26 protein-coding genes are annotated in these 24,192 nt (G+C 60.3%); 5 read left to right on the top strand and 21 right to left on the bottom strand.

What is annotated here, in order from left to right; genetic code table 11:
• Positions 1-574 precede the first annotated feature (574 nt).
• The 6 genes from ACGLHR_RS13975 to ACGLHR_RS13950 all read right to left on the bottom strand — a co-directional run bounded on the left by ACGLHR_RS13975 (position 575) and on the right by ACGLHR_RS13950 (position 9,871).
• Entirely contained in the window at positions 575-2,212 is a 1,638-nt protein-coding gene (locus ACGLHR_RS13975) for an anti-phage dCTP deaminase (RefSeq protein WP_400094522.1), read from the bottom strand.
• Positions 2,213-2,969: 757 nt separating this feature from the next.
• Positions 2,970-4,694: a DUF262 domain-containing protein gene (locus ACGLHR_RS13970; RefSeq protein ID WP_400094521.1), complete on the bottom strand. Its 1,725-nt coding sequence runs from the start codon at positions 4,692-4,694 to the stop codon at positions 2,970-2,972.
• 32 nt (positions 4,695-4,726) lie between these two features.
• Positions 4,727-6,643 (bottom strand): N-6 DNA methylase, encoded by a 1,917-nt coding sequence (locus ACGLHR_RS13965; RefSeq protein WP_400094519.1) that lies wholly within the window; start codon positions 6,641-6,643, stop codon positions 4,727-4,729.
• Positions 6,644-6,651: 8 nt separating this feature from the next.
• Entirely contained in the window at positions 6,652-7,242 is a 591-nt protein-coding gene (locus tag ACGLHR_RS13960) for a restriction endonuclease subunit S (RefSeq protein ID WP_400094517.1), read from the bottom strand.
• Between the two features lie 8 nt (positions 7,243-7,250).
• Positions 7,251-9,662 carry a DEAD/DEAH box helicase family protein gene (locus ACGLHR_RS13955; protein WP_400094516.1) on the bottom strand — a complete coding sequence of 804 codons (2,412 nt, stop codon included), beginning with the start codon at positions 9,660-9,662 and terminating at the stop codon, positions 7,251-7,253.
• Positions 9,659-9,871 (bottom strand): helix-turn-helix domain-containing protein, encoded by a 213-nt coding sequence (locus tag ACGLHR_RS13950; protein WP_400094515.1) that lies wholly within the window; start codon positions 9,869-9,871, stop codon positions 9,659-9,661. Before ACGLHR_RS13950 ends, ACGLHR_RS13955 begins: the two co-directional genes overlap by 4 nt.
• Positions 9,872-10,214: 343 nt before the next feature.
• On the opposite strand from ACGLHR_RS13950, the gene ACGLHR_RS13945 reads away from it, so the two are divergent.
• Together ACGLHR_RS13945 and ACGLHR_RS13940 are read left to right on the top strand one after the other, a co-directional pair.
• Positions 10,215-10,817: a recombinase family protein gene (locus tag ACGLHR_RS13945; protein ID WP_400094513.1), complete on the top strand. Its 603-nt coding sequence runs from the start codon at positions 10,215-10,217 to the stop codon at positions 10,815-10,817.
• Positions 10,810-11,379, top strand: a complete 570-nt coding sequence (locus ACGLHR_RS13940; RefSeq protein ID WP_400094512.1) for a hypothetical protein — start codon at positions 10,810-10,812, stop codon at positions 11,377-11,379. Before ACGLHR_RS13945 ends, ACGLHR_RS13940 begins: the two co-directional genes overlap by 8 nt.
• Here the strand turns inward: ACGLHR_RS13940 and ACGLHR_RS13935 are convergent.
• On the bottom strand, positions 11,372-12,040 hold the full coding sequence (locus ACGLHR_RS13935) for an NUDIX hydrolase (RefSeq protein ID WP_400094511.1): 669 nt from the start codon (positions 12,038-12,040) through the stop codon (positions 11,372-11,374). The two genes, ACGLHR_RS13940 and ACGLHR_RS13935, sit on opposite strands and share 8 nt — an antisense overlap.
• 538 nt (positions 12,041-12,578) lie before the next feature.
• Between ACGLHR_RS13935 and ACGLHR_RS13930 the strand changes: the two genes are divergently transcribed.
• A complete protein-coding gene (locus tag ACGLHR_RS13930; RefSeq protein ID WP_400094509.1) occupies positions 12,579-13,001 on the top strand; it encodes a phage antirepressor KilAC domain-containing protein in 423 nt (140 codons plus the stop codon).
• A 135-nt stretch (positions 13,002-13,136) separates the two neighbouring features.
• Here the strand turns inward: ACGLHR_RS13930 and ACGLHR_RS13925 are convergent, their stop codons facing one another.
• Entirely contained in the window at positions 13,137-13,760 is a 624-nt protein-coding gene (locus ACGLHR_RS13925) for a hypothetical protein (RefSeq protein WP_400094508.1), read from the bottom strand.
• A 102-nt stretch (positions 13,761-13,862) separates the two neighbouring features.
• Here ACGLHR_RS13925 and ACGLHR_RS13920 point away from each other — a divergent pair, with 102 nt between their 5' ends.
• Positions 13,863-14,330, top strand: a complete 468-nt coding sequence (locus tag ACGLHR_RS13920) for a hypothetical protein (protein ID WP_400094507.1) — start codon at positions 13,863-13,865, stop codon at positions 14,328-14,330.
• Positions 14,331-14,698: 368 nt separating this feature from the next.
• Here the strand turns inward: ACGLHR_RS13920 and ACGLHR_RS13915 are convergent, their stop codons facing one another.
• The 4 genes from ACGLHR_RS13915 to ACGLHR_RS13900 form a co-directional block, all read right to left on the bottom strand.
• Positions 14,699-15,787 (bottom strand): hypothetical protein, encoded by a 1,089-nt coding sequence (locus tag ACGLHR_RS13915; RefSeq protein WP_400094505.1) that lies wholly within the window; start codon positions 15,785-15,787, stop codon positions 14,699-14,701.
• Positions 15,788-15,843: 56 nt separating this feature from the next.
• Positions 15,844-16,365, bottom strand: coding sequence for a hypothetical protein (locus ACGLHR_RS13910; RefSeq protein WP_400094504.1), 522 nt, complete (start codon positions 16,363-16,365; stop codon positions 15,844-15,846).
• Between the two features lie 5 nt (positions 16,366-16,370).
• Positions 16,371-16,613 (bottom strand): hypothetical protein, encoded by a 243-nt coding sequence (locus ACGLHR_RS13905; RefSeq protein WP_400094503.1) that lies wholly within the window; start codon positions 16,611-16,613, stop codon positions 16,371-16,373.
• A gap of 195 nt (positions 16,614-16,808) precedes the next feature.
• The gene (locus ACGLHR_RS13900) at positions 16,809-17,024 is read right to left on the bottom strand and encodes a helix-turn-helix transcriptional regulator (protein WP_400094501.1); all 216 of its coding nucleotides are present in this window, start codon (positions 17,022-17,024) and stop codon (positions 16,809-16,811) included.
• A gap of 694 nt (positions 17,025-17,718) precedes the next feature.
• Between ACGLHR_RS13900 and ACGLHR_RS13895 the strand changes: the two genes are divergently transcribed.
• Positions 17,719-17,913: a hypothetical protein gene (locus tag ACGLHR_RS13895; protein WP_400094500.1), complete on the top strand. Its 195-nt coding sequence runs from the start codon at positions 17,719-17,721 to the stop codon at positions 17,911-17,913.
• A 597-nt stretch (positions 17,914-18,510) separates the two neighbouring features.
• Here the strand turns inward: ACGLHR_RS13895 and ACGLHR_RS13890 are convergent.
• The 9 genes from ACGLHR_RS13890 to ACGLHR_RS13850 form a co-directional block, all read right to left on the bottom strand.
• Positions 18,511-18,768: a type II toxin-antitoxin system RelB/DinJ family antitoxin gene (locus tag ACGLHR_RS13890; protein ID WP_400094499.1), complete on the bottom strand. Its 258-nt coding sequence runs from the start codon at positions 18,766-18,768 to the stop codon at positions 18,511-18,513.
• Positions 18,769-18,908: 140 nt separating this feature from the next.
• The gene (locus ACGLHR_RS13885) at positions 18,909-19,094 is read right to left on the bottom strand and encodes a hypothetical protein (RefSeq protein ID WP_400094497.1); all 186 of its coding nucleotides are present in this window, start codon (positions 19,092-19,094) and stop codon (positions 18,909-18,911) included.
• A 1,266-nt stretch (positions 19,095-20,360) separates the two neighbouring features.
• Complete coding sequence (locus ACGLHR_RS13880; protein ID WP_400094495.1) at positions 20,361-20,534, bottom strand: hypothetical protein; 174 nt, start codon at positions 20,532-20,534, stop codon at positions 20,361-20,363.
• Positions 20,527-21,507, bottom strand: coding sequence for a hypothetical protein (locus tag ACGLHR_RS13875; RefSeq protein WP_400094494.1), 981 nt, complete (start codon positions 21,505-21,507; stop codon positions 20,527-20,529). Before ACGLHR_RS13875 ends, ACGLHR_RS13880 begins: the two co-directional genes overlap by 8 nt.
• A complete protein-coding gene (locus ACGLHR_RS13870; protein WP_400094492.1) occupies positions 21,508-21,969 on the bottom strand; it encodes a hypothetical protein in 462 nt (153 codons plus the stop codon).
• On the bottom strand, positions 21,966-22,799 hold the full coding sequence (locus tag ACGLHR_RS13865) for a phage antirepressor KilAC domain-containing protein (protein ID WP_400094490.1): 834 nt from the start codon (positions 22,797-22,799) through the stop codon (positions 21,966-21,968). The genes ACGLHR_RS13870 and ACGLHR_RS13865 overlap by 4 nt, the downstream gene beginning before the upstream one ends.
• A 1-nt stretch (position 22,800) precedes the next feature.
• A complete protein-coding gene (locus ACGLHR_RS13860) occupies positions 22,801-23,010 on the bottom strand; it encodes a hypothetical protein (RefSeq protein WP_400094488.1) in 210 nt (69 codons plus the stop codon).
• The gene (locus tag ACGLHR_RS13855) at positions 23,010-23,225 is read right to left on the bottom strand and encodes a helix-turn-helix transcriptional regulator (RefSeq protein WP_400094487.1); all 216 of its coding nucleotides are present in this window, start codon (positions 23,223-23,225) and stop codon (positions 23,010-23,012) included. Before ACGLHR_RS13855 ends, ACGLHR_RS13860 begins: the two co-directional genes overlap by 1 nt.
• A 153-nt stretch (positions 23,226-23,378) precedes the next feature.
• A complete protein-coding gene (locus ACGLHR_RS13850; protein ID WP_400094485.1) occupies positions 23,379-24,143 on the bottom strand; it encodes a hypothetical protein in 765 nt (254 codons plus the stop codon).
• Between the last annotated feature and the right edge of the window lie 49 nt (positions 24,144-24,192).

The raw sequence follows: 24,192 nt of genomic DNA, 5'->3' as shown, positions 1-24,192 counted from the left end.
CAGCGGCGTCTACGGTTCAGTTCGATGTCACTGCTTATCTACCGGACTAATGCACGTGCCGACAGCGCACCACCCCCCGCCGTTGAAAGGCTACTCTGAGGTTACCCCGCGCAATATCACCGCAGTAGTAGTCGAACGGATCGTCCCGTCAGGAGGATGTCGCGCAAGCGCGTGTCCTTGCGGGTGCTTGCAATTTAGAGTGATTCTTGCTGCGCTTTAAATTGGCAATAGGATCGGCCAATTGCATCTTGAGAGGAGCCTGGCCCGACTACGTCGGGACAGGCGGATGTGATGCGGGCGCCAGGGAGCCCCCTCGGCTAACGCTTACACTACCAAGGAAGTGTGCGGGCGTAAGAGGTCAGTCCGTCAAAAAGCCTTAGCTTCCGGTCGTGGTGCTTCGAATCCTCGCGGCGCTCAGTAGGCCGAGAGTAGGCCAGAATCAATGTCGCAGGCCGTTCGGGTGCCGGCTGACGCGCTGAGGCTGAGAAGTCGAGTTCGAGTTGTTCGAATGAACGATTCTTCATGATGCTCCTCACTTCGGTGGCGCGAGGGTAGTGCCTAGACGAGGCCCCAGTCAAGCAGTTTCTTCTTGCCCATCGTCCGGCAGGATCTCGGACAAGTGTGCCACAACCTTCGCTTCGAAGTCTCGGTAGTCATCAAGGTATTCGTTGACGGCTTTAGGCAATTGCGCTGGTACGATCTTGATAACTTTGCCAGTGCGATCCTTGCGGGAGTTCATTGTAAAGAATCGCAGATACTGCCTAGGCGCGATTCCTTCGAAGTGGATGAACTTGACATGCTCCGTGCCGGCTTCCCTTCGAGTACCTGCCCCAGCTCCGGACTCTTCAGTGTCGAATTGAATGGCGTCGGAGTGTAAGCTCTTCGCTAAGCTCTTCTCGTACGGCTCAATGTAGTAGACCCGTTTAATTCCTGCTGCGACGATATGACGCGCACAGCTGTGGCAAGGGAACGTAGTTGAGTAAAGAACCGCATCGGTAAGTCCTGTCCCGCCACCACGGGCCAACGAGATGATTGCTTCCATTTCGGCGTGGACCGCACGGGAGAATTCGATCAGGTCTTTGATCCTAGATGCGCTGTAGACTGCCGCCATCACTGCGTCGAGGACTGCTGGATCGCTTGCCTTGTCGGGAACAGCGCTTGCCAATGCGTCTCTCAATGAACCTTCCATAGCCTCCCTAAGCGCCGCCTTCTCCCGGTCATTGAAGCAAACTTGCTCTTCCCTGTGCACGCAACGATGGTCGTGCTGGCCATCCTCGGTGACGTACAGGCCGCCACCAGCCTTTGGTACGTCATTACACCCCGTAGCAATGATTTCGCCTTCTGCGTTGGCGATGGCTGCTCCAACTTGACGTGACATACACGCAGACTTCAAGCCGGCGGCGTATGCCACGTACATGCCATACTCCTGTCGACTCGGCGTGATCCCGTTTTCGCCGTGCAAGAGTGAGAGAAATCTAGCGATCTGTTCCTTAATTGGATCGAGGTTGCCTCGGTCGTTCCGTATAAAGAAATCGGCCAACTGCAGTGCCTTATCAAGTTGCTGCCCGTTCTCATGCTCCTGCCTCCGGTCGCGCTCCATCAATTCAGAGACGTTGGCCATCGCAACGCCTTCTTGTAGCAGCCTTTGCTCTCGGCTGCTGGCAACGCTGACAACCCCTACAAGGTAGAAAAGATTTCGATAGACCGCTCGAAGCAACTCGACCTCGGCTGGATGCTTGATCTGATCGATCAAATATGCAACTTTCACCGGAACGAAGTCCTTCGGTCGTTCGTCCAACTCGGCGGGCATCCCTTCCGCGCGAACGCCTACAATTTCCCTAACAGCCCATTCCGCCAATATGTCTGGGGCGAAACGCTCGCGTAGGGCGTACCCACCGTCTTGAAGGCGAATGTATCTGTCTGCCTTGCCGAGGGTGGGCAAAGCGCCGAGATTGATCGTGCCGGCCCTCAGTGCGGCATCAATGAAGCCGCTTAGCTTGATCCGATGGACCTTGTAATTTAACGCCTGCAATCGCTGATCGGCCTGGTCGATTACGCTCTTAATGCCCGAGCCAATCGGGCCAGCGAACGCAATCACCAGTTCCGCAGACTCTCGGCGTTTAAATTGCTCGATAGGTTTCTTCTGCTCGCCGCGAGGCCTGCCTTGGGTTGCCTGACCTAGCGTCGCAACCGTTCCATTGCCCGTGCTCATTTGACCTCTTGCCTCTTGATAATTATTTGTCACGTCAATAGACACGACTGCGAGGTTAAGCATCGGTTGTGCTTGGCTAGCAGACCACCCCTCTGATGGGGGGGGCATCGAGAAGCGCTAAAGCGCCTAGTTCGAAGAGGATCTCAGGTTTTCCGCTACTGGAGCACGCCAGCGATTTCGTGGCCGGCTAGGCATGTGAATGTGTAAGAACCCCCTTCCCGTGCTTCAAGCTGCTGGAAACTCTATTGCAGATTGCCCGGCCCAGACGTTCTTGAGCGCTCCGGGCACGGGATTGCAAATTTCATAATCCTTCGCTCGGCGTTAGATTTTCAGGTTGCCAGGTATGTTCGACTAATTGGCGCCCAGGTCGCGCCTATGATGAGAGCTACTCATAGAAATCCCATTCTATGTCGCCGCAATAGTGGTCACGATAGAAGCTCCAGCCTCCAATGGCACAGCCAATGAGCGTAGGCACGGGCCAGACGGCATACGCAGCGGGGAGCGCAGGCTCGCGGACGCCAATAGCACCTGGGAGGATGCCCGGTACCGTGCACGGAACAGTATTGATGGCGTAGGGCGCGATGAACGTAATGAAGGCCCTTAGCCAAGCCACCCGCACGCAGTATTTGGAGTCAACAGCTGATCCCCACATCGTTGAGATCACAGACCTCGCCGTCAACGATCTTGCCTACCGGCAGGGCTGTGCGACTGTCAGTGCTTTCAAAGTGGAGGGATTCGCGGGGTTGAACCTGATCAGTCATGGCTTGCCCTCGTAAGAGGTGTTCAGCCGGTCCAATAAATCCCTATGACGAGACGCCAAATCATTCAATGCGAAAGCGGTCGTTGCCAGCAAGCGCTGTGAATTCGGTAAGCTCTCGACACGATCCTCGAAGTAGCGCACTCGCTTGTCGGCGAAATCCAAATTGCCGAGCGAAGTGTTCTTGCGTCGAGACAGCAACATCAGGTTGCCTAGCCGGTGCAACCACGCCTCGCGCTCATCCTCGGTGAAGTCCTTGACCCACTTACTGGTCTTGGCCGGAGTTTGCGGCAAAATGTGCTCGACGCTGATCTCATCCGGGAGATTCAACGGGGCTGCGTGGCTGGCTAGCAGATACTCGAGCCGCAGCAGCACGTACTTGGCGAATCGCCGTCCGTAGATTGCGCCATCCAGCAGAGTGGCCAGCTGCTTGCGGTCAAATTCAAACACTTTGCCAGCGAGCACTGCGTCAGGTGTCGCCGCCGCCTCGATGGCTTTGAGCACCTCGTTCATGTTGCTGATCCGCTGCGTGGGCGTCAGCTGAACAATCCAGTCGGCCGAGAATTTATTGTCGATCCGTTCAATCAGATCGAGCAGCTTTTGCGCCTTGAACTTGCGATACCAGGCAAGCACAGGCGGAATCCAGTCGGTAGCAGGCAGGCCCCGACGCATCACATTAATGCGGTTCCGGTAGGCATTGCCCAGACTGGCTGGCAGTCCGTCGAACTGGATAGCCTCGTCGTAGGCGTCCTTGTAGGCCTTCACCGCCTCGAAGGTGTGCGTTCCCAGCGCCAGCAGTGGCGGCTTGGAGCCGTAAATCCGCTCGTCGAATTCCTTGAGCAGGCCCTCGCGCGCCTTGTCCTTGACGTAGATGGTTCGCACTAATGACAGGAAGCGGTCGAACTCATCGCGTCCCATTTCACCCTCGACCTCCTCCCAGTATTCGGCCCACCTGCCGCGATCCTTCTCACCAGTGATCGCACCCAGGTTCTTGGCCTTCAGGATGTCGCTGTTCGACAGCGGAATACCCCGGTCGTTGAGGATGGTGAACAGGCGGAATGCATCGTCTAGATCCTCCGTTGATACATAGATGAACAGCGCGTTGTTCAGCAAATAGCCGACAAAACGGTCGAAGTCGTCTGCAGACGGGAAACGTTCGGCATCGTCAAAACTGGAATGGATGGTTTGTATGCCCGCAGCCATGTTCGCCAGCGACAGGTTCTTGCTTGCAGCGATGCCAGGCAAGTCTGCGCTGCCCGAGCCGTCGTCGGCCTTGACGTAGCGCCCGATGAATGCGCCCACGTTGTCGCGGATGTCATAGACAATCCGATTGCGGCCAGGAATCTTCTTCCACTTGTTCTCTTCCTGATACAGCATCTCACGGCACGCGCCCTTGAGTTTGGCATCCGTCACCCTGTCCCGAATGCAGGCGAGCATCAGCATCAGGGTGGTCAGTCGTTGCTGGCCGTCGAGCAACTCGTATTCCTCGAAACTCACATCGTCCGCTGTACGCGTCGCCTTGCGCAGTACCATCGAGCCCAGGAAATACTGCCCCTCAGGGTTGTGCTCGCTGGCGTAGTTCACGTCGTCGATTAGCTCGGAAATCTCATCCTTGCCCCACACATAGGCCCGCTGGTAATCCGGGATGCGGAACCAGAAGCGCGAGAAAACCTCACCAATGAAGATCTTGCCGCTGTCGATCTGACCCTTTTTGCTTGAACTCATTTCACTCCCTTGTTCGTTGGCCGTTTCAGCTCTCAGTTCGCCGCTACCATCAGCGCGTTCAGCCGCGCTAGTGCCTCGGAAACAATGCGCGCCTGGTCCTGGACGTTCTGGATGATCTGCGCCGGTGTGCGCTCGTCGACCTTGGTCACGGCATTGGGGTTGACGGCCTTCAGGTCGAACACCGCTGCATCGATGGCGGCCGCCTGGGCTTCAAGATCGTGGGCGGCCTTGTCCTTCTCGCGGATCTGCGCGTCCAGCGTGTCGAGTTCAACCATGGCGGCCTTATCCTTCTTCAGCCGCTTGAGTTGCTCCTTGAGGTCCACCACGGTGGACTTGAGAGTGGAAGCCTCATCGAGCAGTGGCTGCATCTCGGCGCGGGCCTTGGCACGGCGGGCAGCGAAATCCACCGTCCACGAATAGCGGCCGTGCCCGTCTGGGGTGCCGCGCTTTGCCAGCATGCGCGCGTAGCTGGGAAAGGGCTTGCCGACATTGGCCTCAATACTCTGCCACTCGGCAGTCAGGATATCCGGCAGCGCGGCATCCGGCAGCACATCGCCATTGGGCGAAAAGCCGAAGTGTGCCAGAGTCAGTGGCGTTTTTTTGCCCACCTTCACATGGGCGAGGTCGTAGTACCAGATTTGCTCGGTCTTCCTGCCCTTGGTGAAGAACAGCAGGTTGGTCTTAACGCCAGCGCCGGCTGTGGAGAACACCCCGCCTGGCAGGCTGACGACGGCCCAGAGATCGCACTCATCCACCAGTTTGCGCTTGGTGTCGACGAAGGCGCTCTCGTTGGTGCGAAACAGCAGGCCTTCATCCAGCACGATGGCGCAGGTACCTTGCGGCGCCAGCTCGCCCAGAATGTCCTGCACAAACAGCACCTGCGTGGCGCTAGTCTCGAAGGCAAAGTTCTTCTGCGCGTCCTTGCCTTCCTTCCCTCCGAAGGGCGGGTTGGTCAGGATCACGTCGAACTGTCTAGGCGCTTCTTCGAACAGCGCGCCGTAGGTGGCGCGGCGCGTCAGCGAGTTGCCGTGCCACAGGTTGGGCTGGTCGATTCCGTGCAGCACCAAATTTGCCAGCGCGATGGGGAAAACAAGGTTCTCCTTCTCGCGACCGAAAAAGGTGTCATGCTTCAGCGCGTCGATGTCGGTGCTGGTGAGGCTCGCCCCCAGCTTGCGGGCGATGTGCTCGTAGGCGATGGCGAGAAAGCCCCCCGTGCCACAGCAGGGGTCATACACCGTGTGCCCCAACGAAGGATTCACCGTGTGCACCATCGCCCGGATCACCTCCCGCGGGGTGAAGAACTGGCCACCGTCCGAGTTCTTCTCACCCATCTTCAGCAGCAAGTCTTCATACACCTGCGATAGGGTGAAGAAATGGGTGTCGTCCACATGGTCTATATGGATCTCGTGAACTTTGTCGAGGATGTCGCGCAGGTTGGTTTCGCTGTCCACGCGCACCCGTTCGACTGCCGTCATGATGCGGCCAATGATGCGCTGCTTGCGGCTGGCATTCGGGTTGGGCAGACCGGTGCGAGTGTCAATGTCCAGGCTGTGCAGGTGCGGTAGCAGTTCCTTGTTGATGAAGTCGAACAGCTTGCCGTCGCCCGCCGCGAACAGTTCCTGTCGTTTCCAGCCCCAGAGTTCGCCTTCTGGGGTCTTGGGGTGATCGGGCTTGTCGGAGTACGGCGCAGCCCAGTCCTGCCACCGGTACGGACTACGCAATGCCGGTGAGAAGCTCGCCCCCACCACCTCCGCTTTCTCGTGGTCGCGTGACTCCTGTGCATCCAGAATACGCAGAAACAAAATCCAAGTCAGCTCCGGCACATATTGCAACGCGCTGGCGCAGTTGGAGCGGCGCATCACATCGCAGATGCTCTTGACGAAGCTGGACAGCGACTGCGTGGAGGCGATGGCCTTAGGTTGCTTTTCGGTCTTTTTTGGTCGGCCCATATTCAATTCTAAAAAACTTGAGCAAGTAGCTTTGCAGGCAGTGCGCTGATCTCGCGTAACTGCGCCTCTGCCCCAAGTCGCGCCTTTTCCACTTCGGAAAATTGAGCTTTCAGACGGGCGGCGATTGCGCGTTGCTCATTGAGCTTTGGCAAGTTGAGTGGAATGGACGTGATTACTCCTTGGGAGATATTCCGCATTGAGTCGCTAGTGCCTGTTGCAAAGTGCTCAATATGGTTTCGCGCACTTGATGACCGCAACGCGAACAAGAGAAAGTCCTTGCAGACACGATCCTCATCCAAGACCAGACGAAGTGTTTTGTCAGAAAGCAATCTGAATGGGTAGTCCCTATCGACGAGGACCACCGCGCCGACAAACTCCTTCGTGTTCGCGCGAGAGATGAGAAAGTCACCCTTCTTGACCTTGTGGCTTTCGGCGGGCTCATATGCTTCTTTCAACGCCTTGGCCTCGTCAGCGCGAAAGTCTGACCACGTTACGGCACTTACTTTCAATACACCCAGTTCATCGGGACGCGCCAGTACCTCGGCTGTCTGGAAGCTCTTTCCAGCCTGGATGTCCAGCAGCACTTCGCCTAGTGTCATGCAGTCGTTCATACCCCGAACAACCTCCCCTTGGCCTCGTGCATCACCTGCACTGGTTTGCCCAAGGGCCGCAGCGCATTCAACCCACCGGCCAGCCTGATCTCAGGCACATCCCACAACGCCGGGGTTTCCAGCGCGTCGGTACCACCCTGGGTGAACTGGTGGCCCAAGCCCTTGAGCACTATGGCGGCCTTGCCGTCCATCCCGTCAAACCAGGGCTGGTTGTGGGTGATGAACAGCGCGCCGCGTTCGAGGCGCTTCAAGGCGCGTGCGTGATAGCCGTGGTGGCCGAAGAAGTCGTAAAGGGCGAAGTCGTTCATTTGGTCGATTTCGCGGATCACCTCGGGGCTGAAGTTGTCGCCCAGCAGGTGGTCAATGAGTTGGCGGCGCTTCTGGGTTTCGATCCAGAGCGCGCGGAATTCGTCGATGTTGTGTGCCTCACCAATGACGCGCTGAACGACCTCGCGGCGGTACTCGTCCACGGGGATCGGAGTGTCGCGCCCGTCGCGACGACTGAGGATGAAGCGGCCCTGCGCATTGATGACGACTGATTGCCCGCCGATTTCGGCCACGGCGGGGCCCTCATCTCCACCCCCCCCTTTGTCGCCGCCATCGTCACCCCCTCCCTTGCCCCCTCCACCGGGGCGCGGCGGTTTGGTGATGAAGTCGGAGCCAAACAGCTGGGTGACGTCGGTGTAGTCGTAGAGCCAGAACTTGTACTTCTGGGTTTCTTCATGGATGCGGGTGCCGCGCCCTACCATCTGGTAAAACTTGATGGGCGATTGCAGATAGCGGAAGAACACCACGGCGTTCAGGCGCTCAATGTCCACGCCCGCTTCCAGCAGGTCTACCGTGCAGGCGATGAAGGCGCGCTCGCCGGAGCCGCGCATCGGTTCAATCATGTCCGAGCCGTTGTTCGTCCCGCCCATGCATTTGAAGGCATAGTGGTCCTTGGGTGTCTGCCCTTGCTCCTTGCACCAGTGCGTGTATAGGTTGTTCATATGCTGGGCGACGCGATCGGCGTGGATCTCGCGAGTGCAGAAGATGATGGCTTTCTGTTCCGGCCCTCCATTGCCGCGCAGCAACTCGAACAGGTCTACGCACATCTTGGGCGTGCGCAGTTCGATGAACAGCTCGTCATCGAAATCCTTGCCGGAGTACTCATCCTTAGTGAGGTCGGCTTCGGTGAGCTGCTTGCCAGTCTTGATATCGCGCACGCCGGCCTTGAGAATTTCGGCCTTGGTGAACACGGCGCTGTCGATGCTGGCCTTGCGTTTGACGATTTCGCAGGCAGCTAGATATCCGTCTTCCTGAGCCTGGATCAGAGTGTATTCATAGACTGGCTCGCCAAAGTATTTCCGGTTGTTGGCAGTGATCTCCTGGTCTTCGGCGTTGGCGTTTTTTGACTCTTCAAGTTTGCGCGGCGTGGCCGTCAGGCCGATGTGGATGGCCTTGGGGTTGCGTTTGAGCACTTCCGACCAACGGCCCCAGGCCGAACGGTGGCACTCGTCGATGATGATGACGCTGAATGCATCTTCGCCATAGTGCTCGGTGAGGAAACTGGCAAAGCCTTCCTCATCATCCAGCCCAAGCGTCTGGTAGGTGGCGATGTGGATACGGGCGTTTTGGGCCGCGTTGCTGCCTTTTTCCGTCCTGACGATGCGCGCGTTGTCGCCGAAGGCTGCCTTGAGCTTGGTGTAAGCCTGCTCGCGCAGTTCATCGCGATCACACAGGAACAGTGCCGGCTTAGGCAGTTGCCCGGCCTGGCTCAGGCGCCAGAGCAAGTTTGTGGCGATGATGGTCTTGCCTGCACCAGTGGCCAGCGTCAGCAGTACACGGGGCGGTTTGCCGGCCTGCTGGTCGATCAGGATCTTCTCGAAGGCGGCGCGGATGGCCGCATCCTGGTAGTAACGGGATAGCGACCACGCCGGGCTGTCCGCCTGGAACAGCATCCCTGCCTCTGGCCTGGTCATGTCGATGCCTGTGTCCTTGACATAGCGGGCCGTCAGGTCCGGGTGCGATGGAAAGTTGGCGGCTGGGAATGGGCCGCCTTGCAGATTGGTGAAGCAGTCAAACTCGCCATACCGATGGCCATTGGTCGAAAAGACGTACTTGACGTCGAAGCGCTGGCAGTCGGCATAGCCCTTGGCCTGTTGCATGCCCTTGAGCGGGTCTTCGCTTTCCTTTTTGGCTTCCAGCACGGCGACGGGCAGGGATCTGGGCATCCCGCCCACCTGAACGCAGAGCAGATAGTCGGTGCGGCCCGGACCCTTGCGACGGCGGCCTTTGGGGCCGCTGGGCTCCACCGGGGCTGGAGTGAGGATGGTTTCCAGTGTGACCTGATCGCGGCTGACATAGCCTTTGGCACGCAGCAGTGGGTCGATCAGGTGATAGCGGGTATCCGCCTCGTTCATGCTCATGAATTTTCCCGTTTGCCTTGCCCTGCATCCTCCTCGTCGGCACCGCCGGCACGTACCCACTCATCCACTTCGGAGAGTTGAAACTTCCATAGCCGGCCGATCCTGTGCGCGGGCAGCCCCTTGCGCTCCCGCCAGCGGTAGACGGTATCCTTCACCACGCCCAGATGCTGGGCGACTTGCTCGGCGGTTACCCACTGTTCAGTAGTCATGGCATTGGCACTCAACCGCAATGGATCGAAGTCGTCTTAAATCGTCATCAGTCTAACAGACCGGTACTTCCAGCCGAAGCAAGTCGCGTGCAGTGCTCATGGAGAATCAATGCATAGAAAGTCGCCGTCCCTGGGTTAGGAAACGATGCATATCAACTAACCACCGGGCCCGCGCCAGATTGCCCCATACACATTCAATTTCGTCTTGATTTTTCAAGACGAACTGTCCGAAAACGACCGTCTACGTACTGGGGCCGCAGGCATGTACGTAAATTAGTCTTTACTTATTTCGTACTGGCCACATAATGCGTACACCCTCAACGTACACATCAGGAACGCAGCCATGTCCCGAACCTTCGCCTACGCCCGTGTTTCCACCGCGGACCAGACGACCGACAACCAGGTACTCGAGATCCAGACGGCCGGCTTCGCTGTCGAGCCGCACCGCATCGTCGTCGAGAACATCTCCGGATCGGTCGCGGCCGGCGAGCGCCCCGGGTTCGCCAAGCTGCTGCACAAGCTGGAGGCGGGTGACGTGCTGATCGTTACGAAGCTGGATCGACTCGGGCGGAACGCGATGGACGTGCGCGTCACGGTTGAGCGCCTGGCAGCAATGGGGGTGCGGATTCATTGCCTAGCGCTCGGTGGCGTCGACCTGACCAGCGCGGCCGGCAAGATGACCATGGGCGTACTGAATGCGGTCGCAGAGTTCGAGCGCGACCTGTTGATCGAGCGCACGCAGGCCGGGCTCGCTCGCGCCAAGTCGGAGGGCAAAGCTCTGGGCCGGCCGGCGGCGCTCACTGAAGCGGAACAGGCCGAAGCGCTGGCGAAGCTCGCCGCCGGCGTCTCGATCGCCCAGCTCGCCCGCGACTACGGCACGACCAGGCAGAGCATCATGCGCGCCCGGGACCGGGCAGCAAGCTGCCAGGGAGCCCACCATGCATGACGATCAGCGGCGCCATCTCGCGGCGCTGGTGGAGCAGGCCCGCGAGGATCTGCTCAGGATCGGCAGAGCATTGATCGACGACGAGAGCGTCAAGGTCTCGAATTTGGTGGGCGAGCTCAATGAGATCCAAGAGATGGTCAATGATATCGGCAATCCCTACCTCGGCTTCTGCTCGCAGAGCGGCCGGCTCGGAGGCGTCATGTTCGTGATGGGCGAGATTGGTGCCTCCATCTTCGAGCTAGCCAGCAACGGAGGCGCCGAATCCGATCGGCAGCTGAGGCTGGAGCTGCAAGGCTACGTGCGCGAGTTTGGCCGGACTGGGAAGAGGCTACTGCGGATCAGCGAAACCGACGTCGTGTTCATCGTGGGCGATGCCCGCGTCCTGCACGACCATCCTGATCTTGCCCAAGCCGATGAGGTCAGGAGGCGCTTGGCGGCGGCGACGGACTACCTGGAAGAGCAGTCGGAAGTCTGGTGGTTGATGGCCGAGGAAGCCCAAAAAATGGCTGCCACCTACGAAGCAGCGCTGGCCGCCCATTCGTTCCCGCAAACGATCAATTGACTAGGTGCGTGCCAAGCCCAGCCTTGCTGGCCACGGTGCGATCGACGTCCCGGTTCACGTAGGAAGCCACCTCGCCGGCAGGCACCAGCGCCACACCCTGCGTTTCCCAGCCCATGGCCGCCGGCGTGCCGCCGACGCGGCGCGCGCGGTAGTAGCGGGTCATGGTTTGTGTGCGCTCCACGTCGCCGATCAGGCCAACGATTGCCACCTTGAGCCCCGACTCCTCGAAGGCCTCCTTGATGGCCGCGGCCTGCAAGGAGAGCCCGTCGTCGGCGTGCCCCTTCGGAAAGGTGGCGCGGTAGCCTGCGAAGCCGTTGGACGGGTGCACAACCCACACGCGGCCGTCCGGTTCTTCCACGATCACGCCGGCTGCCGGCTTCTTGCCGTTGGTCCGCATGGCGGGCTCGTCCAGGTCGTCCATCTGGCCATCGACGTAGTCCCAGCCCGCAGCGGTTACCGGATGATCGGACCAAGGCGCGAACGGCACGCCATGCAATTCAGCCGGCGTGGCGCTGTCAGGCGTCCACAGCGCGATTGCGGCCAGGTCCGCCCAGGTTTCTGGCGCGGAGGCGATCGAGGGCTCGTTGATCTTGACCGGCTTTCCGTCGTCGTCCAGGCGCGGGTGCAGAACAGGATTGGGCCTTATAGATCGTAATTTCATGGGTGCCATACTATGGCATGAGTTATCTATCAGGCACACTTAGCCAAGTGTTAGACTCTAACACTTGCACTATATTGTGCGCCATCGCACTCATTTAAACGAGTGCTAGAGTCTAGCATCCTCGACGCAGCTCCAGTCAGCACCGGCCGCAGCACTGCGAGAAAAGTGTCAGAGCCTGACGCTTTTCCACAATGTGAAATAGTATCAACGGTTGACACTCCCAGGAAGGAGCCCACAACTGTCGAACTTCGACACTTTTCGGTGAGCGACCTGGTCAGTGTCGGAAACTGACAATGCTGCAACGGGCGATCGAGTGTCAAGGTTTGACACTTTCAGGGCAGCCCGACCCCGGTCGCGTGGGTATGAATTCCAGCAATTCGGGCAGGTCCAGCCCAGGCGGGCGGCCGACCGCTGGCTCTTCGTCAGCGGCGCCGGCGCGGGCTCGTCGGCGGGCACGAGGCCGCGGAAGGGTTCGGGCACGTTCAGCACGGCACGCACGACAACGTGCCCAAGACCGTCCGCGCGTTGGTGGATAAGGGTGTCGTTTCTGGAAACGAGACCCCCCAACATCCACCCGCAGAACCGCCAGACCTACACCGAGTTCCGCCTGAACTACCGCGACACGTTGGTTGTGGTCTCCGGCTACAGCGTGCAGATGCGAGCGAAGATCATCGACCGCTGGCAGGAGCTGGAAGGCCGTGCCGCGGCGCCTCAGTTCGCTATCCCGCAGACGCTTGGCGAGGCGCTTCGCCTGGCCGCCGACCTCGCCGAGAAGGCCCAGGAGCTGTCGGCCATCGTCGCCGAGCAGACGCCGAAGGTTGAGGCCCTGGACCGCATCGCCACCGCCGGCGGCTCGTTCTGCATCCGTGACGCGGCCAAGGCCTTGCAGATGCGCCCCATCGACCTAGCGATCCACCAGACGCGCCGTGAACTCGGGGGAGAGCGGGCGACGATGACGTAGCTGTCGCGCTTGTTGAGGCAATAGACCTTGGTGATGCGGGGGCGGCCCATCGCATCGGTGCCGGGTTCACCCGCCAATGGCGGTTGGACAATGACACCCCGCGCAGCAAGGGCACGCAGAGCAACCCTAGGCGCATCAAGAGCCTCCGCGAACGACCACGACCTTTACCGGCCCCTCGTCGCCCGAATCCAGCCCCCAGGACTTGCGCTCACCGTCCTGGATGGTCTTCACCGCCTCCGCGATGGTCTTGGCCGTGCGAGCCTGTATCAGATCCTTGGACTTGATCGCGGCATAGGCCAGGTTGCGCACGGCACCCCACTCCCGGCGATGGCGGGTCAGCAGCTCGGCGCGCTCGTCGACGGCAGCATCCCCGGCAATCTTCCGTGCCTGTGCCAGGGTGACGTCGGCGGGAATCGCCGGGCGTGACAACCCCGGAAAAACCGGCCCTGGAGCGACAACTTGCGGCGCCTCTGTCTGGCTGCCGTCCGCATCCTGCCCCATAGTCCCGACAGTCTGCTCGTCGGCTTTCAGGTGCGCCCGGGCAGCGAGTGTTGGCATGTCCAGGCGCTTCCTCCATCCATGCAGCCGGGCGTGCTTTTGGACGCCTTGCTTTGAAATTCCTAGCCAAACCGCCACGTCTGAGAATGTAGCGAGCGGCTCGGCCTCCCAGCGCGCGCGCGCCAAAACCCATTGCTGGGCCACTTTCCTACCTTCCGTCACCGTCTGCGCTCCCGCTTGATCTTGTTCACGGTCGAGCATGGCGTCACGACAACCTAGACCATCTCGACAACCGCTTTTTAAAGTTGTCCCTCGCTGTCGGTCGTGAGCAGGCATTCCCCGCACGAAACCAGGAGAGCGGAGATGGAATTCACAGAAGTCAGTTACGAGGAATTGCCGGGCTTTCCCGGGCTGCGCACGTTCCGATGCGAGCCCCTTCGGGCGGACCTTTCACCTGAGTCATGCGCCAGAAAGGTCCGAGGCCGCCAGAACATCCAGTGCAGCCGCTGCCCGGTCGGCGCGGTCCACGCCGCAAACTGCGCTCCACAGCCGGTCGAGAAGCTCGAATGGAATGGGATCCGTTACCGCGGCGTCGCGCCGGCAGAGCGCTGCGTCCGGTGCGGCATTGCCATATTGCGCCTGATCTGGCGACGGACATCGCCCGGTGGCGCAGTCCGCGCCTGGGGTGTGGCGTTCGGTGTTGTGCTGCGTGGACAAACTCCAGCAGCAAATTCAATTCTGTCCATCCCCCTCGAACATCCGCCGGATCTCCTCATTACTTGCGTCGATGTCATCCGGGATTTTGCGTTTCCCGGCTGCGATGCCAATTAGCCGCTTCCCGCTTGCGGAGGGAGCAGTGCATAGCGCCGCGGCCGGTTGAGTGAGAGGAACCAACTTAGCCGCCGGCCTGCCGTCACCGTCGAGAATAATAATCTCCTGCTCCGCGCCATTGCTAACGGCTTTGATCAACCTTCCAAGTGAAGATTGTGCCTCCGCGAAATTGACTGTTGACATAAAATCCCCAAGCGCTTGCGTCGACTATAGGATGACAAAATAGGCGGCGCAACCGCAACAGAAAGAGGCCGGCGCGATACGGCTCCCCAGTTCCTGCCAGCGGTCCACCAGGCGCCGCGCGGACCACCGTGACTTTCATAGGGCCCTCGTCGCCCGGATCCAGTCCCCAGGCCAGCTTCCTACGCTCAATGCGATTTCCTCACCATCTCAGCCCAATACGGCGAATTCATCTTCGCCGAGCGGGTGGTGCGATCGATGAACCCGGTGCCACGCTCAAACGCCACCGTGGTGAAGTAGTTCCCGAACGGCGTGAAGTCGTGCGTCACCGACACGGCGTAGTAGTGGTGCTGCATATCGCCGCTGTTGAGCCGCACATAGGTGCCGCCCTTGATGGCTTCGTTGCCTTTCAGGTGCAGCGAACCTGTCTCGAAAACAACGTTGTCCCGGTTCTGGGCGATCAGTTGCTCGCGGCGTAACGTAATCCAATCCGGCTGCTCCACCTTGCTCTGTTCAAGCGCCGAACCGTTCAGGCCATTGCCGTTGTATCGCTCGCCCCGGCCGGCCATCTGTGTGGCCTCCTCCATCTTTCGTGTCCCATAGAGCGCCGGATTCACGTTGCCATAGTCATCCACGTAGACGGTTTTCGGACCGCCTTTGGCGCTCGATTGGAACGCTACGGCAAGCGCAACGGAGCTATGCACGATTGAGAACCGCGGCGAGTCAACCCAGTAATAATTCCCGACATTCGCGTCCGAGCGCTCGCAGGTCATCGTGACAACGTCGGCACGCGTAATGTCGGTGATCGCCGGCGCAGTCACACCAGGCAGAATGAGGCTCCCTGTCGCCGCGTCCATGAACGGGTTCGGGCGATACACCGCATAGGGCGCATCTGCGCGGTCCTCGATAAAGAACTCGTTCCACGGGCCGATATCGCAGAATTGGGTGATCAGGCCTTGCATCGTGCCCTGGCTCCAGCCGCCAGCTCCGAACGGCGACACCTGCTCGCCGTTCATCTGGATATCGGTCTTGATCGGCAGCAACGGCGCCGTGCTCGCGGTGGTGCCGTCCGGGTTCTCACGCATCGTCGCGAGGTACGGATTCACAACCTTATCGAACACGGTGCGGATAAACACCTCGGCAGTCATGGGCTGCGAGTCGAAGCCAAATCGCGCGAAAAACGGAAAGCTGGTGATCGTACTGGCGACATCCTGACCAAACGGCATATTGAAGATTTGCAGGATCTTGCCGTAGTCCTGGCCGCTCACAACGATCATGCGCGACGGTTTGCCCGCCGCTCCGTGAGGGGAATCGTGAAATGTCTCTCAGACCATTACTGGCCCGGCGGCAGCATTTCGACCACCGCGCGCCGCAACGCCTCGGTCGGCTGCCAGATCCGGAACAGCGAGCCGCCGCGCGCGCCGTTCATCTCGTTGAAGATCTGATATCGCGCAGCGAGCGCCTCGCACAGCTTCCCCTCGATGTGCCTGATCTGGTCATCGAGAGCGACGGCAGTCAGCCGCAGCTCCTCGAGCGCAACGGCGTGCTCCGCTGCCTGGACGTCCTGCGCGGCCTTTTGCTGGGCGCGCTCGGCGATTTCGAGCGACGGCAGCACCTCGGTGATCATCGCCTCAAGGTCCGCGGCGCCGGCCGTTGCAGCAGCCATCCGCGCGGCGGCAAGAGTCTCGTCCAGCTTGCCAGCTCGCATAGCGGCAAGGGAATCGGTGTAACGTGCCCGCGCGCCATACAGGCGCTGCTGCAGGGCATCGATATTCGCTTGAACACCAACTGCAGCTTCCGATGCAGAGGCCAACGTGAGGCGCGCAACAGCCAGCGCGTGTGCTTGGTATTCCATGTGTGTTAGCCCTCCAGGCTATATTTCTCAACGGTTTTCGCTACTCGTTCACGCGCCGTCGCGGCAATGCCGGCAGCGTCCAAGCCAATGGCAGTCTCACGCGCGGCTGCGGCCTGTTGATCGCCATCATCGACGGGCAGATCAGCTTGCAGGCGACGCAATTGCTCGCGCAGCTTGGTCGTATCAAGTCCGGACGCCAGCGCGTCGCGCAGGCGTTGCTCAACGGCTTCAATCTTTTCGGTTTTCATCGGACTATCTCTTTCAGGGCTTTCAGAGTCCTGACCAGGCGCTCAAACGCGCCTTCACACAAGCGTCGCGGGGTGCCGAAGTCCAGCTCCTCCTTGTCCAGCATCGGGGCATCCGAAGCTCCCACAACGCGCCGGCCCACCTGGTTAGCCGCCTTCGCGAGCTCCTCCGGGCGCTTCGCAAAGAACAGGATTGGCCTATTTTTCAAAGCGAACCTCCACAGTCAATTTGGGACGCGTTTCGATCCAATGATCGATGTCCGTTTCTCGCCAACCGAGCAAGGACTCGGTCAATCGGCATGGCGCCGGGAATTCGTTAGCTTTCACAAGCCGGAATAGCGTCCTTCTCGACAGGCCTGTCCGGCTGGACACTTCTGCCGAGCGGACGAACCGCTCTTGGGTTTCGTGGGACACGTTGTCGCTCCTTGGCGCCACCTGGCGCCGCTTGGCACAGGCCTAATCGTCTCGTCACGACTCTGCTCCGTACCGTGCGGTCGTGACCAGACGATGCTCGGATGGAAATCCAATATCGCGAATCCGAGTCTTTTCAGGGCGTTTGGCTGTTTCGGTGCGAGCGGCTGCACGCCGATTTGACGCCGACAGCCTGCGCGAGAAACGTCGCCATTGCGGCGGCAATCCAGTGCGCCAGGTGCCCAATCGGGAAGGTCCACGCACTGGAGTGCGCGCCACAGCCACCGCGCGAAAAGCGCGGCTGGCAAGGGCGAGCGTTTCGCGGCACCGAGCCGGCGAAGTCCTGCGTGCGCTGCGGTGCGGCGACATACCGCCTGCTCGGTGGGCTAATCTGCGCGTCCTGCTACAACCGACAAAGGGAATTGCGGATTGGGTCCAACAGGAAAGGAAGAGCACCCAAAAAGGCTGCGGAACTCCTACATCGCGGGGTCTGCTTGCTGGACGTGGGAGGCGATGCGGTGATATTTGAAATTGAATACTGCACCGGTCGGGCCGAGGCCGCGCAGGTCGTCAAGCGCCGGTGGCCGGGCGCACGCCTGGCGGACTATGAGATCCAGACAGCCAGAACAGGAATCCCCCTTGGCAAGCCGAAATCGTCTATAAATTAGGGCTATTCAACGCGCGAGGACGGTTTGAAATGCCTGTCTATGAGAACGACTCGGATACGCCGCTGCAGCCCGGCGACGTCGAGGCGAGCGAGGAACTCCTCGAGGATGCAGACCGTCCGCAGTCGACCGATTGGGATATCAGCTGCGAGAATCCGCCGTATGAGTGGTGGACGGGCGCGGTGCCACATCCGGATTTGCCGCCAGGCGGCCAGAAGGCCGATTAGATCGGCCATCTCTGGCCCCACCTGCGAGCGACACAAACCGCTGCCCGCGCGCACCGGCAGGCTGAATCGCATGATTCGGCATCCACCGACGCCAGCCGGCCATTGTCATGCGTCGGCACCTCAATCACCGTCGTCATGATCGGCCAGCCGAACTCCCGGCGAAGCTGGTAGACAGCCGATCCCAGACGCGACGTCGCCCAGCGGCGCAGGGCATCGGCCTGCGTAACCTGCTCGCCGCGGAGCAACGCGGCAAGCACGCGACCGCGAACACTGCCGGCGGTCGGATAGAGAAAGCCGCCCTTCCTCGGCGAGTTCCTCGGGGAGAAAATCCTGGTTCAAAGCGTGCCCCTGAATCTCAAAAGTACCGAATTCAGGTTGAGGTCACCACAGCTTCGAAACACTGTGACAGGAACAACGCCGGTTCACAGCCAGCAACGGCGCCGACACGAAGGTGTCCCAACGAGGATTGAAGATGGCAGGCACGCAAGGGGGGGCGTCCGGGGCCCGGGCGGGGCGAATCCTCGTCCCTACAGGAGGCCGGCGAGCTGACGCGCGATGCGCTGCTTGGGGGCCAGCCGTGCTACTGATCAGACACGCTCAATCGTCCGCCTTCAGGTCGGCCATCAATTCCTCAATGCTCGTGACGCTGAGGTTGCCAGCCCGTGCCTCCTCCATCGCAGCGATGGTCGTCGCGTTGGGCAGCGGATCAAACGGCAAGGCTCCATCATGGGCAACTCGAAGAAGCAACATCCGAAGCGCATCGGACACGGAGAGGCCCATTGCGGTCAGCGCGGCGGTGGCATCGGCCTTAACTTTGGGATCGATCCGGGCACGGATTATGACTTTTCCAGGCATGGCTCACTTCCTCAGCATTTTGACGATATTGTGCACCCGGGATGCGCCATAGCGAGCCCCCGAGTGCATAGATACCCGGAAGCGTAAACTGGAACGCTCTGGCCCCGCCCTAGCGACCAGGCCGCTGTCGCGGCGTTGTCTCATGGGAGATGCGCCGTGAATTCGGGCGAAAGCTGCGCGACGATCACATAGCTGTCGCGCTTGCTGACGCGATACTCGGCGATAGTCTTCGGGCCAAAAGGGCCAGGGTTGGAGACTTCCTCAATTTGAGGAAGTCTAATTACACCGCGCTCTGCAAGAGTTTCGATGGTGCGCTTCAGCTTCACGTTGTCGTGCCGGACGCCAGCCCAGCCCGTCCTTGTATTCCACCAATGGTGGAACACCGATCACACCCCGCGCGGCAAGGCGCCCAATTGCATCGGAGAATTGTTCTGGGGTTGGAGACTTCCGCCATTGGCGGAAGTTGAATCACGCCGCGATCTGCCAGCCGGAACTCCGGGTAGGGCTAGCGATTCTGGGGGTTGATATCGGTGTGCTGGAATTTCAGCAGACCACCACCGGGCGGCCTGCCGTGGGCTTTTCCTGCATCGCAGAAGAACCGATAACGCCGCGCGCATCCAGGTCTTCTTCATCCTCAATTTGAGGGTGGACCAGATTCCGCTCGGCCTGCCGTGGGCTTTTCCTCAAACTGAGAAAAAGCGATCACGCCACGCTCGGGCAGGGCGTCGATGGTGCGTGCCAGCAAAGGACGCTTCCTCAGACTGAGGAAACGAACGCGATTGCACCGCGCTCCGGGACCCTTCGTGTGAGGTTTCCACCGATGGTGTAAAGGCCTCAGATTCGGTGCCGTTAGGATTCTTCACTACGAAAGTTTCGTAGTGCTCCCCTTGCCGTTCATCAGCGCAGCGCGCATGGAAGTCATTGCGCCGCACAGCCACCTCGCCACAATCTTGGCGCGCGGCGTTGACGATTGCGCACCAAGCCCTTGTCGGCGAGGTGTTCGATGGTGCGCTCGATGCCGGGCGATATTCCCCCAACGGGGGAGGACCCACATGGCGTAGGCGTAGACCAGCTCCTTGCAGATGTGGGGTGCCAGGAGCCGCACCGCCACGAATGGACTCTGCCGGGGCAAACGCCATTTCTGGCGTTAGGTCGGCAACCAGGGATTGGTAGCCATCGGTACGGGTCCAACGATTCGGACCATGCCGTTCCCCGCCACCTGCCGCGCGATGCAGTAGCGGGCGTCTGCGAATTCGCATAGGCCTGCTGAAATTCCAGCTGGCCCCTCCCGAGTTCCGCCAATGGCGGAAGTTGAATCACGCCGCCGATGCACTCACCCGATGTCCCCCATCACCGCCTCCTCGCCGGAAACTGCCAGGCGGCCGGCCTGGGCACGCTCCAGGCCAGAGGTCGCCAAGACGAGGCCAGCACCCGCAAGATCGGCAAGCTCTCTGCTCCCAACAGCTTGATTCCCTCGAGCATCGCGCGGATTGCCGAAAACCGCGTGAAGGGGAGATCAAGGCAGTCGATCACGTCAATTTCGCACCCTGCCAGGCAGAAGCTGCGGGTAGACAGCGCTTTCGCCCATCCCTTCAATGACCCGGCGCGCCGCAGCCCTGCACCGTGGTGGTGACGCTCCCCTCCGAACTGCTGTCGGCAGCATCGACCCGCGTGAACGACTGCAAGGCCTCACTAATTTGGGCGAAATGCTCGAGCGAGGAGCGAGCGACCGCGCTGGCAGTGCTGTTTGCGCGGACGCTAGGCATGATGGCGATCCAGGCCAGCCGCCGCGAGAAGGGCCTTGCGATTCTCTTCCGAGATCACCGGCTTGGCCTCTTGGGCTGCGCCAGGGTCGCGGATTGTCACGGTCTGGGGCGAGCGGGTCGGAGCGGGTGGCTTGCCGCCGTTGTCGATGGCAGCACGGATACGCGCCACCCACGCTGCATCCGTCTCGCCGGGCCACGCCGCGCCCGCCCCCACCTCAATGCCCTTAGCCAGCTTCGTCTCCGGCGAGAGCCACCACGCGCAGTTCCCCGGCTTCCTTGGCCCATCATGCTGGATCCACTCCGCTTTGAAGCCACCCCATCCGGCGAGCACCGCAGCTTCCACGGCCTGTGCCAGGGTCATGCCAGCCCTCTTGGCCTCGGCCTTTGTGGCATCCCATGCGGTCGGGGTTAGGGGCAGGCGCTTTGCTGTGCGCAGCGTCAGCCAGTCCGCTGCCACCTGCTTGTCCACGCCTTCAGCGATCAAGTCCTTGGCAGTCAGAGCAGACGAAGAATTAACGTCGCGCTTGCGGGGCGGCTTCTTTTCTTTGTCTTTATCTTCGTCTGTATCTGTATCTGTATCTGTATCTGTATCTGTAGGCGTTATGTCTCCGTTACGTAACGCGTTACGGGTACTTTTCTCGCGAAAGCGGCGCTGGCGCTCTGCCGCAGTTGGGTCACGGTCGCTGCGGAATTGGCGCTTCTCCCAGTTAGCGGGCTGCCAGTCAGAACCGATCAGTCCGGCTGCCGTCAGGCGTTTCTTCACCTCACGGATCACGGAGTGATCGATCCACAGCCGTTGCGCGACGATGCGATCCAGCAAGTCAGGGTCGCAGTCCTGATCGAGTGCCCCAGCGCACTTGAGTGCCAGCACGCCGATAAAATGGCGTTGATCCTCGAAGGCCAGCGAAATCAGCTTCGGATCGTTAAGGAAGTCCGTGTACATCCGGAACCAGGGGAGTCCTTGTGCACTCATTCAGACGCTCCCCCGGAAGGCGACTTCATTGGTGCCGTGCTTCTCGTTTGTCAGGTCCGCGCGTTTCGCAGCAAAGCGGGCGCCCTTGAAGCTGAAAAGGAAGGTGGATTGCGATTGCTCAGGGCGAGCGGAAGGGTGTGTCATGGTGTGCCTCATTTGCGGTGCATGAACCGCCACCCCCAACGCCAATTGAGGGTGGTGGCTGAAACGGAAGTTGGCGTACCGATGAGGCACCGGCGAGCCTTTCGGCTCCTCCCGCCCAGCCACCATAGAAGGCATAACCAGGCGCGAACAAAAAAGCCGCACACGTTGTTGCGGCTTGCTCGCCGCCTCATTCGGGACGCCAATCCCGGTGCCTTTTGTTTCAGGCACGGCCGGAGTATAGCTCGGAGCCGGGGGATTGCAAGCGCCCCCCAACCGGCTAGCGATCAGTAGTGGGCCAAATTTGATGCTGTGGATCATGCGGCACCTGAGTTTGTCTGGCCAAGGAGTGTGGCGAGTTTCGTCAGGCCCTTTGGCCGCACGCGCACTTGGCTGACAACCTTTGTGGAGCCGTCATTGAGTGGGATTCTCGTTTCGGCGTGTTCCAGCCAGCCGCGCTTGATTGCCTCTTGGTGCGCGATCTGCGGCCCACCACGACGATATGTCCAAGCGTTCGCCTCAAGCCATGTGAACAGTTTGCGAGGCGGCAGCTTGAGGGTTTTGGCGGCATCGGTAACGCACATGCTGCCGTCCGACGCGGAAATCTGCTCTAGCGCGGCCACGTCCACGGCCTGACGCTGGACGGTCAATTGGAGTTGGCGCTTCTGGTCGTACTCATTCGCCCAGGCACGGGCGGCGGCAGCTGGGTCATCGAAGTTCGGCAGTTGCGGCGCGGCGGCGCGGCCGTTGCGTGCCTCGCGGAAGGCCAGCACCAGACGGGCTTTCAGATCGACAACCAGAGGCGTGTTCCGAACGAGGGTCAATTGAAAATAGGCTTGGTCTTCGTTCAGCAGAGCGAAGCGCTCGGGGCGCCCGCCAGCGGTGCCCGGCAGGGGTTTCGCGGTTTCAAACAGAAGAACCCCGAAGCGTTCGAAGTGCGACCGGTACTTTTCGATTAGCTCGCGGACGTGCTTGTGCTCGTTGCCCATGTGCGCCGCCAGGATGCGGCTATCTACGCGCGGATCGCCATGTTCATGGCACAGGAGTAGCGCGCCGGGCGCGTGGCGTGCCAGGAGCATTGCGGTGGAATCCCGGCTGACGGCCGGGCCTGCTTCCGCCATTTGGGGGAGGTGAGCCTTTTTCTTGTCCATGTCAGGCCCCCGCGTTGGCGTGGCGCTCAACGATCACACCATCAACGATCGGCATCGCTGCTTCAAAGGCGATAACAGCGGCGTCCAGGCGCTCCAGATATTCGACCAATTGCTCGGGCGTCGCGTTGACGGGAGGGTGGGCAACCATCTTGGCGACGTATAACAGGTCGATCGCGAAGCTCGGGAGTGGGGTATGACGAGACGCCTTCATTACGCGACCTCCGAAGCGCGGTAGCCGGCAGGGTTCGCCAGGAAATCATCGATTTGCCCACGGCGCCAGCCGACGGCACGCGGCCCGAGCTGAATTGGAGCTGGAAAGGTCTTGTTTTTTATACGAGCGTAGATTGTGGAGCGAGAGAGCCCCGTTTCGGATTCCACCTGCGCCCTACGCAGGATGGCAAGCGCAGCTCGAAGTTGTTCGGTCATGTATAACCCTTTGAGGATTGCCCCGGAACACACCGGAGCACATGGGCCGAACCTTAGAATAGGCAACACCGTGGACTGTGTTGCGCAACAGTTGCCCGCTTACCTGACGCGGGTTTCCGGGAGATTGGCGCAACAGTGCAACGCAACAGCGATTCAGTTTCTACGGGACTTCCTGCCAGAAATCAGGTGAACGGATTCATACGCAAAAGCTGTCTTGGGGCAGGCAAATCGCTTCTTTGCTTTGGATATGATCATGCCGATTCGCGACCTGCTAACGCCGTAGTTGTCGGCTAACCTCTGGTGCGTCATTCCTGGCAAGTTGCTGTCCGCCAGTAGCTTCTGCAACTGAGCATCCGTCCACTTGTCGCCCTGACGCTTTTTCGGGCCTTGCGCTCTCCCGGCTTCGCGGGCTGGTGCCTCAAATTGCTGCATGGGGGCGGCATCGCCTCGGCTTGGTACCGTGTTGGCGGACTCCTCACCCATGGCTAGGGCTCTGAGTACCGGATATTCCCCCCGGCGCATGGCCTCTACCAGGCGATCAAAGGTACCGAGAACTTGTTCAATATCATCGCGAGAGAGGAGCACCTCGGTCCGCGGAATCGGCTTGTCGGTTCGAAACCGGATTCCCGCCTCGCTGACCAGGAATCTTGGCCGCGCGTCCCCTGCGATCTCGAGTTCGTGAAGAAATTGTTCAATTCCGCCAACCTGCAGCAGCAGCGGATAGCTATATCTTGCATCCTTCCACTGCCCGCTTTCCAACCGTTGAAGAGGCCAATCCCGGGGGATGCAGACTGCAATGGTGGGGCGCTTGATCTCACTGAGGCGGGAAATAATCGCCGATTCAAGCCACTCCTCACCGGTTGCCGCTCTTAGGTATTCAACGACATCGCCAAGACGGCTCCAACTGCCAATTTTCATTTGGACTGCGCTCTCACGCACTCTCGATAATTAGGAGCCGCGCCGGGCC

The organism is Cupriavidus sp. CuC1 (assembly GCF_044627735.1).
Taxonomy (GTDB): domain Bacteria; phylum Pseudomonadota; class Gammaproteobacteria; order Burkholderiales; family Burkholderiaceae; genus Cupriavidus; species Cupriavidus ulmosensis.
This window is presented reverse-complemented; position numbering and strand designations above follow the sequence as displayed.

What these genes read in the sequence shown, in the direction of transcription:
- ACGLHR_RS13955 (WP_400094516.1), bottom strand. Translation starts at nt 9,662, where the DNA reads ATGAGCATGAACGAGGCGGATACCCGCTATCACCTGATCGACCCACTG.
- ACGLHR_RS13870 (WP_400094492.1), bottom strand. Translation starts at nt 21,969, where the DNA reads ATGATCCACAGCATCAAATTTGGCCCACTACTGATCGCTAGCCGGTTG.
- ACGLHR_RS13940 (WP_400094512.1), top strand. Translation starts at nt 10,810, where the DNA reads ATGCATGACGATCAGCGGCGCCATCTCGCGGCGCTGGTGGAGCAGGCC.
- ACGLHR_RS13860 (WP_400094488.1), bottom strand. Translation starts at nt 23,010, where the DNA reads ATGAAGGCGTCTCGTCATACCCCACTCCCGAGCTTCGCGATCGACCTG.
- ACGLHR_RS13950 (WP_400094515.1), bottom strand. Translation starts at nt 9,871, where the DNA reads ATGACTACTGAACAGTGGGTAACCGCCGAGCAAGTCGCCCAGCATCTG.
- ACGLHR_RS13880 (WP_400094495.1), bottom strand. Translation starts at nt 20,534, where the DNA reads ATGCCTAGCGTCCGCGCAAACAGCACTGCCAGCGCGGTCGCTCGCTCC.
- ACGLHR_RS13915 (WP_400094505.1), bottom strand. Translation starts at nt 15,787, where the DNA reads ATGATCGTTGTGAGCGGCCAGGACTACGGCAAGATCCTGCAAATCTTC.
- ACGLHR_RS13965 (WP_400094519.1), bottom strand. Translation starts at nt 6,643, where the DNA reads ATGGGCCGACCAAAAAAGACCGAAAAGCAACCTAAGGCCATCGCCTCC.
- ACGLHR_RS13850 (WP_400094485.1), bottom strand. Translation starts at nt 24,143, where the DNA reads ATGAAAATTGGCAGTTGGAGCCGTCTTGGCGATGTCGTTGAATACCTA.
- ACGLHR_RS13970 (WP_400094521.1), bottom strand. Translation starts at nt 4,694, where the DNA reads ATGAGTTCAAGCAAAAAGGGTCAGATCGACAGCGGCAAGATCTTCATT.
- ACGLHR_RS13905 (WP_400094503.1), bottom strand. Translation starts at nt 16,613, where the DNA reads ATGAAAACCGAAAAGATTGAAGCCGTTGAGCAACGCCTGCGCGACGCG.
- ACGLHR_RS13910 (WP_400094504.1), bottom strand. Translation starts at nt 16,365, where the DNA reads ATGGAATACCAAGCACACGCGCTGGCTGTTGCGCGCCTCACGTTGGCC.
- ACGLHR_RS13920 (WP_400094507.1), top strand. Translation starts at nt 13,863, where the DNA reads ATGGAATTCACAGAAGTCAGTTACGAGGAATTGCCGGGCTTTCCCGGG.
- ACGLHR_RS13925 (WP_400094508.1), bottom strand. Translation starts at nt 13,760, where the DNA reads ATGCTCGACCGTGAACAAGATCAAGCGGGAGCGCAGACGGTGACGGAA.
- ACGLHR_RS13875 (WP_400094494.1), bottom strand. Translation starts at nt 21,507, where the DNA reads ATGAGTGCACAAGGACTCCCCTGGTTCCGGATGTACACGGACTTCCTT.
- ACGLHR_RS13975 (WP_400094522.1), bottom strand. Translation starts at nt 2,212, where the DNA reads ATGAGCACGGGCAATGGAACGGTTGCGACGCTAGGTCAGGCAACCCAA.
- ACGLHR_RS13890 (WP_400094499.1), bottom strand. Translation starts at nt 18,768, where the DNA reads ATGCCTGGAAAAGTCATAATCCGTGCCCGGATCGATCCCAAAGTTAAG.
- ACGLHR_RS13935 (WP_400094511.1), bottom strand. Translation starts at nt 12,040, where the DNA reads ATGAAATTACGATCTATAAGGCCCAATCCTGTTCTGCACCCGCGCCTG.
- ACGLHR_RS13945 (WP_400094513.1), top strand. Translation starts at nt 10,215, where the DNA reads ATGTCCCGAACCTTCGCCTACGCCCGTGTTTCCACCGCGGACCAGACG.
- ACGLHR_RS13865 (WP_400094490.1), bottom strand. Translation starts at nt 22,799, where the DNA reads ATGGACAAGAAAAAGGCTCACCTCCCCCAAATGGCGGAAGCAGGCCCG.
- ACGLHR_RS13855 (WP_400094487.1), bottom strand. Translation starts at nt 23,225, where the DNA reads ATGACCGAACAACTTCGAGCTGCGCTTGCCATCCTGCGTAGGGCGCAG.
- ACGLHR_RS13895 (WP_400094500.1), top strand. Translation starts at nt 17,719, where the DNA reads ATGCCTGTCTATGAGAACGACTCGGATACGCCGCTGCAGCCCGGCGAC.
- ACGLHR_RS13960 (WP_400094517.1), bottom strand. Translation starts at nt 7,242, where the DNA reads ATGACACTAGGCGAAGTGCTGCTGGACATCCAGGCTGGAAAGAGCTTC.